The organism is Aestuariivita sp. (genome assembly GCF_049276915.1).
Lineage (GTDB): Bacteria > Pseudomonadota > Alphaproteobacteria > Rhodobacterales > Rhodobacteraceae > Aestuariivita.
Genome location: NZ_JBASXK010000046.1, coordinates 1 through 11,212, shown reverse-complemented (window position 1 = coordinate 11,212; position 11,212 = coordinate 1). Strand labels below are relative to the sequence as shown.

Sequence of the window (11,212 nt, the reverse complement as noted above, 5' to 3'; positions counted from 1 at the left end):
TTTGTCGACGACATCTCGGGATCGCGCGCCTTGGCCTGGTTCTTGGTCGAGGATGGCGCGTCGATAATGGTCGCGTCCACCAACGTGCCCGAGCACAGCGTGATCCCCTGGTCGGCCAGGTGACCGAAAGCTCAGCAATTCATCGGTGTCACGGATGGGGCGGCAGTTGTCCCAATCTGGTCGTCCGATCAGCGCCATCGCCGATGGGTAGGCGCTGGACAGGTCATAGTCATACCAAACGCTGTCAAACGCACCCTCAAACAACGAGAAAGGAACAAACAGAGGACCATCAGAACGCGACGCTTGCGTCACCGCAAGTCTGCCGCACAATCAATACAATCAGATAGGCAAAGCCTTCAGAAAGATTGCCCAGCGGACAATCCGCCAAGAATTGTTAGCCGAGCCCAGGCGGAGGAACGGTTCCATTTTTTTTTCTAGCCCGCCCATTCGATCTTTTTTCGTATAGTCGAAGAAAGGCGGTCACCAAATCGGGACATTGAGCGACTGCCAATCTGAATTGCTTGAGATTTGCATCAAGGTCTTGGAACACTGGATCCTCAAATGCGCAGACAAGGTCTTCCAGGGCGGCTGCCTGCCAATGATCCGAAAACTGCTTTAGATCGATACGATATGTTTCCAACAGTTTTACAAGAACCGCCATTGAGACTGGTCTTGAATTTCGCTCTAGCTGGCTAAGGTATGACTTACTAATCCCCAGACGAATTGCCATCTGCTCTCGAGAATGCCCTCTCTCTGTCCGCAGTTTGCGTATGCGCGGTCCCATATAAGCACTGTTCATGCGATCAACATATCACAGGAGCTTTTGTCAGCCATACATGGTGTTTCCATCGTCATACTATCGGGAGGAGATAGAGATTTTTTAACCGACCGTCGGTGTGCGAGGAGCGTCAGAAGTGGACAGCTCCGACGGCTCAACAGACACAATTGCAAAGCGACCTTTGCGTCGTCAATAAACGTGCATCAGGTACCATAGAGTCCGGCAATTCTTCCGCGCAGTGCAATGAGGGATAGCACCGTATCAATAGTCGGTGTTTGTGTTTCGGTCACGTGTCCAAGTTCCTTGACGGAGCCGACAAGTGCATCGATTTCCATTGGACGACCTTGATCGAGATCCTGCAGCATTGAGGTGCGGTGGGCGCCTACGTCTGCGCCGCCTTGAATGCGACGGTCCACATCGATGGGGAACTTGACGCCAAGCTTTTCTGCGATTGCCTGTGCTTCGAGCATCATGTTGCGCGCGACCTCCCGTGTACCGGGATCGGTGCACAGGACATCCAGTGTTGAGTGGGTCAGGGCGGAGATCGGGTTAAATGACAAGTTGCCCCAGAGCTTCACCCAAATCTCATCCCTGATCTTTGGCCTTACGGGGGCTTTGAGGCCTGCGGCGGCCAGAGCCTTGGAAAGTACCATGGCGCGGTCGGACTTGGATCCGTCCGGTTCGCCCAATGAGAAACGGTTGCCTTCGATATGCTTCACGACGCCGGGCTCGATAACCTCGGCCGCCGGGTAGACGACGCAGCCGAGCACGCGGTCCGGGCCAAAGCCGTCCCATTGCGCGTTGCCGGGATCGACGGTTTCAAGGCGTGTGCCTTCAAGTGGGCCACCGATCTTGTGGAAATACCACCACGGAACACCGTTCACGCCAGAGACGATTGTGGTGTTGTCGCCAATCAGTGGTTGCATCTTGGGGACAACCGGAGGGACAGAGTGTGCCTTGAGCGTGACGATCACATAGTCTTGTGGACCAAGGTCTTCGGCATTGTCAGAGGCGGTGACGTTAACCGTGGTCCCGCCGCTTTCCTCGATCAGGCGCAGCCCGTTTTCGCGCATGGCCTTGAGATGAGGGCCACGGGCGACAAGGCTGACATCCGCGCCAGCCTGAGCCATTTTCGCGCCCATGTAGCCGCCGATTGCGCCGGCGCCGAAAATGCAAATCTTCATGGCTGAATCCTTAACCGAGACCCAATTTCTCGGCGAGGCCGATGCGTTGGAGTTTGCCTGTTGCGCCCTTGGGGATCTCATCAAGAATGAGAACTTTGCGCGGGACCTTGAACGCGGCCAGACGCTCGCTTGCAAAGTCGCGGATATCGCGGTCGGTGGCGCTTTGACCCTCTTTCAGGACCACGGCGGCAGCAACGTCTTCCCCGAGCTTGGCATGGGGCACCGCGAAGGTCACGCATTGGGCGACAGCAGGGTGATCTGACAAAATCCCATCCACCTCAAGCGGGCTGATCTTTTCGCCGCCACGGTTGATGATCTCTTTCAGGCGACCGGTGAGGGACAGGAAGCCGTCCGCGTCGAACATGCCTTGGTCCCCGGTGCGGAACCAACGCTTGCCGTCGGCGTCGAAGAAGTTCTTTTCATTGGCCTCTGGGTTCGCCTCGTAGCCGGGTGTGACGTTGGGGCCGGAGATGGAGATCTCACCCACGCCATCAACAAGTCGGTTTTCGATTTCATGGGCGATGCGCACTTCGGGACCAGCGGGCAGACCGACAGCACCGGGTTTTTGACGGCCCGGCTCAATCGGATTGCAGCACATCTGGTGCGCCGCCTCGGTCATTCCGTAGGCTTCGACAACCGGTGCGCCAAACGTGTCTGCCAATTGGGTCATTACAGGACCGGGCAGGGACGAAGAGGAGGAGCGCAGCAGGCGCAAACGCGCGTTCTTGATAATGTCAGCATTGCGCGGAGCGCGTGCCAGAATGGCCTGGTGCATCGTCGGCACAGCGGTGTACCACGTCGGGTCAACTTCTTCGAGCCAGCCGTAGAATTTGAGTGCATCAAAGCCCGGTGCGCAGCTGATCGATGCGCCTGCTGCCAGCGATGCGCTGACTGCGGCGATCAGGCCATGGATGTGGAACAGGGGCATCACGTTGAGGCAGCAATCCTCGGGCGTCAGAGCAAGGGACACGCGGATGTTTTCCGCGGACGCCGCGACATTGGATTGCAACAGCGGGACGATCTTGGGGCGCGACGTCGTGCCAGACGTGTGCAGGATAAGGGCGACATCATCGGCGGCGGGGGCTGTATCAGCGGCATCGCCCTTTGCGTCTGTGGATAGCGTGAAGGTTCCAGCAGGCTCTGTCGCGGTCAGTTCGATCACGGTCATGTCAAAGCGGTCCGCTGCCGCGCGCGCGGGTCCGTCGTAGCCCGCCTCAACGATGATCGCGCTTGCCTTGAGGTCTTCGAGGTAGAACGCAAACTCGTCTTCCTTGTAGGCCGGGTTCAATGGCGCTGTGGTTGCCGACTGTGCAACCGTGACGAAGGCTGCGGCCATTTCCGGACCGTTCGGCAGGACGATGGCAACCCGGTCACGTGCGCCGATCCCCGCGCTGCGCAGCGCCTGAAGCACGGTTTGGGTCAGCGACTTGAGGTCGGCATATGTCATCCACTCGCGGCCAGGTGCGCCGATGGCGTGTGCGGTGTCGGAGTGCTGCTGGATCAGGTCTTCAAGTCTTTGCATGGCGTGAGGTTCATTTCTTTTTGTGTGTCGGTTGGCTGTGTCGCTTGGTCATTGGTGACGCAGTTTTCAGGCAGGGGCCTTCTGCATTTTGCGACGCAGCACTTTGAATGCTGGCAGAAGGATCAGGAAGATTGCGATCACCGTGATCGGGCCAGCAACAGGTCGGTTGAAAAAGATCATCGGATCGCCCGATGACAAGAGCAAGGACTGGCGCATCGTTGGTTCAGCAATCGGTCCAAGCACAATCGCAAGAACGGCAGGGGCGAGCGGATAGTCGAACTTGCGCAAGAAGAACGCCCCAATTCCGAAAATCACGATCAACCACAGGTCATGCATGCTGCGAGACGCGGCAAAGCCCCCGACAATGGACAGCACGAAGATCAGGGGTGCAAGGATCGTAAACGGCATGCGCAGCATCCAAACAAAAAGCGGAATGAACGCGAGGTTGATGATCACTGCGGCCAAGTTGGAGATGTAGAAAGATCCGATAAGGCCCCACACGAATTCGCTTTGATCGACGAAAAGGCGCGGTCCCGGTGTCAGGCCCCAGATCACCATACCACCCAACAGGATTGCCGTGGTGGGTGACCCCGGAATGCCCAATGTCAACATTGGCAGCATGGAACCCGTGGACGCGGAATTGTTGGCGGCTTCAGGGGCCGCAACGCCATCGGGTGAGCCTTTGCCGTATTCTTCGGGTGTTTTTGAGATCATCTTGGCAACGCCGTAGGACATGAGAGAGCCAGGTGTCGCACCCGCTGCCGGCAAGACGCCTACGAAAAACCCTAAGAGCGAGCCGATCCAAGTGCCTTTCCAGCCACGACGCACCGCTTCCTTGGCATCAGAGGCAAGGCCCTTGGCGGTCATCTTGGGGTTGGTCGTGGTGATCTCTCCGCGCGTTTGCTCGATCGTCCAGAGCATCTCTCCAATGCCGTAGACACCGATCGCTAGCACGATGAAACCAATGCCGCGCAGGAAACCCTGAATGTCGAATAGAACAAGCCTTGGTTCGCCGGAAATCGTGTCAAAACCAACTGTCGCAAGCACAAGGCCAAAGCAGATCGAGAAGACAGTCTTGGGAATGTCATCGCCGCCGAGACCAACAAAGGTCGCAAAGGCCAGCAGCATAAGGGCGAAGATCTCGGGTGGGCCAAAGTTGAGCGCCACGGTTGCAAGAAGTGGGGCAAAAAGGGTGAAGAACACGGTGGCCACGGTGCCGCCCACGAACGAGGCGAGGGCGGCCGTTACCAGTGCGAGGCTGGCGCGTCCCTGTAGCGCCAACGGTCGCCCGTCAAAGGTTGTCGCAACAGCGGTCGAGGCCCCGGGAATCCCCAGCGTGACCGATGAAATCGCGCCTCCATACATGGCCCCGTAGTAGATCGCCGCGAGAAAGATGATGGCCGAGGCCGGGGGCACCAAGAACGTGACCGGCAACAAGATGGCCACCCCGTTTACGGACCCCAGGCCCGGCATGGCCCCGATGAACAGCCCGACCGTCACACCGATGATGATCAAGCCGATATTGATGGGTTCAAGCGCCGTGAAGATGCCGCTGACGAGAAAAGAAAAGACTTCCATGGTGTTCCTTGGTCCGCAGCTGCGTCAGTAGATGATGTCGTACATCACGTCGAAGAAGGGCTGCGTGAAGGGCAGGCCTTGGGGCATCGAAATCTGCATGGCACCTTCAAAGAAGAAGAACAGACCAATCGGCAGGAAGATGGCCATCGCCAGTGTCAACAGCCACGAATGGCGTCCCAGAAAGCGCAGGTAGTAGACGAGGAAAAGCGCGACGGCCCCATACATCGAAACGATGGAAATCAGCGCGACAAACCCGATGATGCCACCGCCGACATTCAGGACCGTGCGCCAGCCAAAGCCATCCATAAGCGGCTCGTCACTGACAGAAGCAGGGCTTTTGCCGCGCCACCAATTCCAGGCGATGGCAACACAACTGAGCAGCATGACCAACGACAACCAGAAGGGCCAGAACCCGCCGCCGGGTCCTTGGCCGCTGATATAACCGATGGGAAGTTCAGTGCTTTTCCACATCAGATAGAGTGAAAAGAGGGCAAGGAGCCCCGCGAGCGATATCTCACCTTGGCGCATCTTTGCCCCCTTTTCTTAGTCTGGTTTAGCCGTCGATTTCGGAAAGAAGCTGGCGGTGGTTTGCCACCTGTGTCGCCCAGTAGGCGCGCGTTTCAGCCTCATCCATTGGCAGGGGCGACAGGCTTTCGGACACAAGGTAATTCTGCCACTCTTCGCCGTCGTAAACCTGGCCAAACAGGTCGCGATAGTAGGCTGCGGCCTCGTCGGACATGCCCGGCGCACCAACGATGGCCCGCTGGTTGTAGTACGAGAAGTCGTGGCCCTTTTCCTTCATGGTCGGAACATCTGGATAGGCGTCCATGCGCTCGTCCGAGAAGGCCAGCAGGGGAACGAAGTCACCCGCTTCGTAAAAGCCTTTGGCTTCAGCTGGGTTGTTGACGGTCGCCATGATCTGCTGACCTGCAAGGTCTTTGGCAACCGCACCACCGCCGTCGTAAGGAATGTACTTGATATCAAGGTCATAGGCGCCAGACATGTAGGCAATGACGATCGAATCTTCCTGACCGGAACCAGTACCACCCATCACGTACTCGCCGTCCATCTCGCGGACTTTGTCGATGTACTGCTCGAACGTTGTGATGCCAGAGTCTTTGTGTACCCAAAGCACAAACGGATCGACGCCCATCATCGTGATTGGTGTGAATTGTTCGATATCGACACCCAGACCCTCTTGGCGGATCGGCGTCGTGTAGAACGAGTTCAGCGTCACCATGAGCGTGTGATCTGGATCGCGTGCATCCTTGAGGTGCAACAGTGCTTCTGCACCGGACCCGCCACCACGATTGGTTGGGATCAAGGGACGGTTGGTCATGTCATTTGCTTCGACAACCGATTGCACGAAGCGCGCGATCTGGTCTGCGCCGCCGCCCGGGCCTGCCATGATTGTGAAATCAATCGGGCGGGTCGGCTGCCAATCGTCGGCCAGTGCCGTGATTGGCAGTGCTGCAAGTGTGCTGCCGATGGCCAGCCCCAGAAAATACCGTTTTGTCAGTTTCATTGTGGTCTCCTCCCTAAAAAATGACCGTCAATTTGGACGTATCGTTACACGTTTTGTGCAGTCTTAAGTCTGCGTGGGGTATGCCCCACTGTTCCAGGCCGTCATGCGGCGCATGTTGTTGATCAATGCGCCATCAGGATGGGCATTTCGGTGTTGTCGACGATGCGCTCTGTATTGCCGCCAAACAGCATCTCGGTCTCGTGGCTGTGGCTGTAGGCCCCGATGATCAGCAGGCTTGCACCGATGTGTTCGCAGGTTTTCAAAAGCCCCGTTGCAGGATCGCTTTCTTCGAAGCGTACGATTTCGGCTTCGATGCCGCGCATAGCGTAATATTCCACCAGTTCGTCAACGGTCGGCCCGTGGCTTTGCACTTTGCCACCGGTCAAAATGCTTACCCGTTTCGCTGATTGAACTAAATCCAATGAGTTTGCGACGGCACGGGAGGCAGGCAGCGATCCGTTCCAGCCCACCGCCACGTGCTGTGCGAAGGTTTCATTCGGCTGTAGTTGCCCCGGGCAAATCAGAACAGGCCGCCCGGCGCCATAAAGCGCTGCCTTCAAAGAGCTTTGGCCAAGATTGCGTTCCCGCTGGGGCTTTGGGAGAACGATAAGGTCGGACAACCGACCCGCATGCTTGACGACATCCGCCATGCGGCCCTGCTCTTCGGTGAAGGTACACAGCGCGGTGCCCTCGGCGTTGGGGTCTTCACTCAAACCAAAATCCAGCGCGAGGCGATGCAGGATGCCGCGCAGATGGTTTTCCTGACGATCGGCCAGCTCAGTTGCCTGCTCCAACATCACTTTGCGGGCGAATTCACTCAGCGGCACGCCTTGTGGCATGAGGTCTTTGGCCTGCGCACGACAATGCACAACACTTACCTGCGCTTTGTGCTGCTTGGCCAGTTCAGCCGCGTGTGCCAGCACGGTTGCAACCATGCCATCGCCACGCACAGGAACGAGGATGGATTTTATCATCTCCAAGAGCTGCCTTTATCTCGGTGCGCGTCTTGGGTGCGCCAAATTCAGTGAGCGAGATCAGCGGCTGGGCTGCAGGTCTCTGCGGTTGATGCTGTAATGAATGCGCAACTTTATTTCGTCAATAAAAATAATTTTGTAATTTACTTGCGAACACAAATTCCTGAGTTTTTTTAAGCCCTTGTAATCCAGATGTTTTTCGGTACTCAAAGGTATACTGCCCAATTGCACGTCAGGCCTGCCCAAATTTGAATGAATTTTTCAAATATTGGCCATGTCATAAAACCGAATCATTCTAAGACGCGTGCCGCGGGTCGTGTCCGGCCGGTTTTTCAAGGGGGGACAGGCCCGACGCCGCCATCGCATCAGCAGCAAACAGTGCGTGTACCACCCACGCCCACGCGCCGACGGGCCTAATGCCAGCGGCAGTCATCCGCACAGAACTCAGCGCGATGCGATTGTGGGCGTGTCACCTTCGGCAAGGCTTTGCCAAATTCAGGTTGGGTTACGCATCCATTGGCGCGCTCAAGGTCACGCCAACCTCACCGATCCCGTCAATCACTACCTCGACAACCATCCCGGCCTTGACCGGGCGGGCACCGATTGAGGTACCGCAGGCGATAAGGTCACCAGGATTAAGCGTCATGTCCTGGGAGAGGCAACTGACGATCTGTTCAGGCGACAGGATCATGTCGGAGGCCGGATATGACTGACGTTCCCTGTCATTCACGAGAACCTTGATCTCCAGCGCGCGCCAGTCGATGTCGGTTTCGATCACCGGCCCCACGACGCCAAACCCATCAAAGCTTTTCGCGCGTGTCCATTGTGGAAAGGACGGGTCCGCATTCAAGACATCCAAAGATGTGAAATCATTGATGCAGGTGTATCCGAATATCGCATCCTTGGCGGCCTCGGGGGTGACGTTCTCGCAGGTCTTGCCGATCACGATCCCTAGCTCACCCTCGAACACCACCCGTCCTGCGGCGGCAGGCAACACAACTTCTGCTCCCGGACCGCTTAGCGACGTATCGGCTTTAAAAAAGTACAAGGGGTGTTCGGGATGCGCCATCCCGCCCTTTTCGGCCGCCGCCTTGAAATTGTTCCAGAGACCGATGAATTTGCCCGGATCGACTGGGGCCAACAAGGTGACATCGTCTAGTGAAATGGCATCGCCCGTGGCCAAATCTGATCCAAGCGTAGCGCGTGGATGCAGCATTCCGTCCGCGACCACACCCATCACCTCCGAGCCGTCGCCCGTTATTCCACGCGCCCATTTCATGCTGACTTTTCCCCAACTAATTTAAGCGCATGACCTGCGCCTGTGCATCTGTTCACGATTACATTGCGATACATGCTGATTAGGGCGCAATCTGCTTCTTGGCAAAGTCATGGCCTTGGCCTTTCAAACAGTCAATCAATGGCAAGCAGAAGACCGGCAGAGTTTGCCGCAACACCCTACCCTGGCGTCACAACGAGGGATCGTGTAAAACTATTGAGGTGCAGCATCAGATCGCTTGGCAGGTTCGGCTGCTGATCTTCTGGCTGTGGATGCATCAACGCCGCCTGATTTGAAGATGACCGCACCGCATCAGCCCGAAATTCCTCTGTTCGTTTCGTTCCCATAGTTCGTCTCCTTTGTTGCAATAAATGCAATCAAAGGAGCGGCATCAAACCGCGGCACGTCCACACTGCGCCAATCAACAGGCGGAGCGAATGTCCGCAAAGTGGGCTGCAAGCGCAGCATGAGCATAAGATTCTGAGGGTCCAGTATGGGCCGTCGCCAGCCAAACCAGCTAAAGACTCACAAATCTTCCCGCAATTTAACGGCAGTCATCTGGAGCCAGCTGGGCAGGAGCGGTTTCAAGGTTGGTGTTAAATCCTCACTGGTGGCGCTTCGGATCAGATTGAGGACCTGTTTGTCATCGCGGCTCAGTGCGCTTTTCGGCCAAGCCTCTTGCCGAAGCGTTTAAACCTTGCCCCTAAGACCCTGGAGTTCAGCTTGTTGGCAAGCCAAGCCTGTATGATGCGACGGTCAGTCCAGGCTCATTCTCTAGCTTTTTGATCGCCCGATAAACTTGGCGTCTAAAGTCCTTCTGTGTGCTGGAAATTGGCGTTTGCCATGCATCTATGATGATTTGGAGATCTTCGAGAGACTGCGTTTGACCGCTGACCAAGCCAATCCGGTTTAACTGAGAAACAAGCTCCTGTCGTCTGCCAGAACTGGTTCGTGCCTGCAGTTCTGTTGAATTCAAGATACTTTCATCTGGGATAATGACGGACCACTGGCTCATTGCAGACAGCGGCACTGAACGTGATTGTCCTTTTAAATCAGTAAATTTAGCTACACCTTTATCAATGAGGAAAGGGCAATACTCTTCATCGGTCGAGGGATTGTAGAGGCTTAATCCCTCCAAGAGGTCTCCAGCGAGGGAGTGTTCTGCAAGCCTCAAGAGTTCGATGAACTCCGGAATGTCTACCTCAAGTTCCATGTGGTGCTACTCTAAAGATTCTTATGAGATGCGCCTACCAGCTTAAAACGGAACATCGCCAAAATCATCGCTGCTGATTTCTTTGGAGCCTCTCATGGTCTCGTCTAATGATGCAGTGGAGTGGTTTGAACCTTGAGAGGATAAACCCACCAACTGCCCACCGATTGAGTTCACTACGACCTCAGTCGAATAGCGATCAGTTCCATTTTGATCTTGCCACTTACGGGTTTGGATCTTGCCCTCAATGTAAACTTTATCTCCCTTCTTGAGATACTTAGAGGCATAGTCCACGGTGCTGGGATCGAAGATTGACACCGAGTGCCACTCGGTTCGCTCCCGTCTTTCCGCTGAAACCCGATCTGTCCAAGTTTCTGATGTTGCAACACGAAGGTTGGCAACCTTTTGACCACTGGGAAGATTGTTAATCTTTGGATCATCCCCCAGGTTGCCGATTAGGATGACCTTATTAACGCTTCCTGCCATGTCTTTTCTCCTTAAGCTGCCATTTCAAACTCAGAAATCACTTCAGCCTGACGTAGAACCATTTCTACAGCATCTTTCGATTGATCAGGTGGATATTTGTATTTGCGAAGCAGGGTCCGGATCACAATGCGGAGTTTTGCACGAACGCTATCACGAACCGCCCAATCAACTGTTAGGTTTTCTCTGAGCTTTTTGGCAACTTCTCGTGCCATCTCGACGAGCACTTCCTCACCCATCGCCTGCTGTGCAGATTCATTCTTGGCTAAGGCGTCATAAAAAGCTTCTTCTTCGTCACTCAGATTGTGGCTATCCCGCCGAGCTAGATCCTCTCGGAACGCCTTCGCCATTGCGATTAGCTCTTCGATCACCTGTGCAGCCTCAATCGCTCTATTAGCATACTTCCCAAGGGATGCTTGAAGCAGGTCACTGAACTTTCGCTGTTTGACTATCGACTGGGGTTTCATTGTTGATTGGCGCTGAAAATCATGGTCCCACCTTGAGAGTATTGTATGCATATGACTAAATAACCAGTGGTATCATTGTCCCTTGGAATTCCATATTAAATTAAATGATATCAATAAGTTAAATGTAACCTTTTATTTACATTTGGTTTACAAAACATATAGATGGAAACTATATTATTGATTTTATTTGATAAATTTTTAAGGCTTCCTTCTCC

11 protein-coding genes and 1 pseudogene are annotated in these 11,212 nt (G+C 55.2%); all 12 read right to left on the bottom strand.

The genetic code is table 11. From position 1 onward, the window contains the following. Positions 1 to 125 (bottom strand): annotated as a pseudogene (locus WAO69_RS04400) (IS5/IS1182 family transposase); the annotation flags it as partial. Between the two features lie 269 nt (positions 126 to 394). Further along, entirely contained in the window at positions 395 to 784 is a 390-nt protein-coding gene (locus WAO69_RS04395; RefSeq protein WP_422176835.1) for a helix-turn-helix domain-containing protein, read from the bottom strand. 197 nt (positions 785 to 981) lie between these two features. Further along, a complete protein-coding gene (locus WAO69_RS04390) occupies positions 982 to 1,962 on the bottom strand; it encodes a 2-dehydropantoate 2-reductase (RefSeq protein ID WP_422176834.1) in 981 nt (326 codons plus the stop codon). 10 nt (positions 1,963 to 1,972) lie between these two features. After that, on the bottom strand, positions 1,973 to 3,484 hold the full coding sequence (locus WAO69_RS04385) for an acyl--CoA ligase (protein ID WP_422176833.1): 1,512 nt from the start codon (positions 3,482 to 3,484) through the stop codon (positions 1,973 to 1,975). A gap of 66 nt (positions 3,485 to 3,550) precedes the next feature. Continuing rightward, positions 3,551 to 5,062, bottom strand: a complete 1,512-nt coding sequence (locus WAO69_RS04380; RefSeq protein ID WP_422176832.1) for a tripartite tricarboxylate transporter permease — start codon at positions 5,060 to 5,062, stop codon at positions 3,551 to 3,553. A gap of 24 nt (positions 5,063 to 5,086) precedes the next feature. Then, on the bottom strand, positions 5,087 to 5,590 hold the full coding sequence (locus WAO69_RS04375) for a tripartite tricarboxylate transporter TctB family protein (RefSeq protein ID WP_422176831.1): 504 nt from the start codon (positions 5,588 to 5,590) through the stop codon (positions 5,087 to 5,089). Between the two features lie 25 nt (positions 5,591 to 5,615). Further along, positions 5,616 to 6,587 carry a Bug family tripartite tricarboxylate transporter substrate binding protein gene (locus WAO69_RS04370; protein WP_422176830.1) on the bottom strand — a complete coding sequence of 324 codons (972 nt, stop codon included), beginning with the start codon at positions 6,585 to 6,587 and terminating at the stop codon, positions 5,616 to 5,618. A gap of 122 nt (positions 6,588 to 6,709) precedes the next feature. Further along, positions 6,710 to 7,561, bottom strand: coding sequence for a universal stress protein (locus WAO69_RS04365; protein ID WP_422176829.1), 852 nt, complete (start codon positions 7,559 to 7,561; stop codon positions 6,710 to 6,712). Between the two features lie 505 nt (positions 7,562 to 8,066). Then, the gene (locus tag WAO69_RS04360; protein ID WP_422176828.1) at positions 8,067 to 8,840 is read right to left on the bottom strand and encodes a fumarylacetoacetate hydrolase family protein; all 774 of its coding nucleotides are present in this window, start codon (positions 8,838 to 8,840) and stop codon (positions 8,067 to 8,069) included. A gap of 715 nt (positions 8,841 to 9,555) precedes the next feature. Beyond that, the gene (locus WAO69_RS04355) at positions 9,556 to 10,050 is read right to left on the bottom strand and encodes a hypothetical protein (protein ID WP_422176827.1); all 495 of its coding nucleotides are present in this window, start codon (positions 10,048 to 10,050) and stop codon (positions 9,556 to 9,558) included. Between the two features lie 42 nt (positions 10,051 to 10,092). Further along, positions 10,093 to 10,533, bottom strand: a complete 441-nt coding sequence (ssb, locus tag WAO69_RS04350) for a single-stranded DNA-binding protein (protein ID WP_422176826.1) — start codon at positions 10,531 to 10,533, stop codon at positions 10,093 to 10,095. A gap of 11 nt (positions 10,534 to 10,544) precedes the next feature. Next, positions 10,545 to 10,997 carry a type I restriction enzyme endonuclease domain-containing protein gene (locus tag WAO69_RS04345; protein WP_422176825.1) on the bottom strand — a complete coding sequence of 151 codons (453 nt, stop codon included), beginning with the start codon at positions 10,995 to 10,997 and terminating at the stop codon, positions 10,545 to 10,547. Positions 10,998 to 11,212 lie beyond the last annotated feature (215 nt).

Excerpts from the sequence above, each read along its gene's own strand:
- WAO69_RS04390 (WP_422176834.1), bottom strand. The coding sequence starts at position 1,962 with ATGAAGATTTGCATTTTCGGCGCCGGCGCAATCGGCGGCTACATGGGC.
- WAO69_RS04395 (WP_422176835.1), bottom strand. The coding sequence starts at position 784 with ATGGGACCGCGCATACGCAAACTGCGGACAGAGAGAGGGCATTCTCGA.
- WAO69_RS04385 (WP_422176833.1), bottom strand. The coding sequence starts at position 3,484 with ATGCAAAGACTTGAAGACCTGATCCAGCAGCACTCCGACACCGCACAC.
- WAO69_RS04370 (WP_422176830.1), bottom strand. The coding sequence starts at position 6,587 with ATGAAACTGACAAAACGGTATTTTCTGGGGCTGGCCATCGGCAGCACA.
- WAO69_RS04345 (WP_422176825.1), bottom strand. The coding sequence starts at position 10,997 with ATGAAACCCCAGTCGATAGTCAAACAGCGAAAGTTCAGTGACCTGCTT.
- WAO69_RS04365 (WP_422176829.1), bottom strand. The coding sequence starts at position 7,561 with ATGATAAAATCCATCCTCGTTCCTGTGCGTGGCGATGGCATGGTTGCA.
- WAO69_RS04355 (WP_422176827.1), bottom strand. The coding sequence starts at position 10,050 with ATGGAACTTGAGGTAGACATTCCGGAGTTCATCGAACTCTTGAGGCTT.
- ssb (WP_422176826.1), bottom strand. The coding sequence starts at position 10,533 with ATGGCAGGAAGCGTTAATAAGGTCATCCTAATCGGCAACCTGGGGGAT.
- WAO69_RS04360 (WP_422176828.1), bottom strand. The coding sequence starts at position 8,840 with ATGAAATGGGCGCGTGGAATAACGGGCGACGGCTCGGAGGTGATGGGT.
- WAO69_RS04375 (WP_422176831.1), bottom strand. The coding sequence starts at position 5,590 with ATGCGCCAAGGTGAGATATCGCTCGCGGGGCTCCTTGCCCTCTTTTCA.
- WAO69_RS04380 (WP_422176832.1), bottom strand. The coding sequence starts at position 5,062 with ATGGAAGTCTTTTCTTTTCTCGTCAGCGGCATCTTCACGGCGCTTGAA.